General features: G+C 68.8%; 1 pseudogene. It reads right to left on the bottom strand.

Annotated features, from left to right (window positions below):
* Positions 1-196, bottom strand: a pseudogene (locus tag ACWELQ_RS12585) (hypothetical protein); the annotation flags it as partial.
* Positions 197-282 lie beyond the last annotated feature (86 nt).

Below are 282 nucleotides of genomic sequence, written 5' to 3'. Positions count from 1 at the left end.
AACTGGGCGAAACCCCGCCCGGCAACCCCTTCCCCACGTGATCGGTGAGATACACCGAGAACACGAAGGTCAGAATCACCGCGTTGAACGAGGCCGCCGCCCAATCCCACAACCCCCACGCCACCACGGCGGCACGCCCGGTAGCCTGCCCCACCATCGCCTGATCCACGCTGCCCGCCTCGGAGCCGTCGCTCATGCAGCGCAGACTACTGACCCGCGCCTGCCGATGCAGACCACTGAGCCGGAACTCGGCCGGGGAGTTCTTCGGCCGGGTCGGGGGGC

Source organism: Nocardia sp. NPDC004722, from assembly GCF_053601505.1.
Note: the sequence above shows the minus strand (reverse complement) of the source record. Positions and strands in the feature narration are given on the sequence as shown.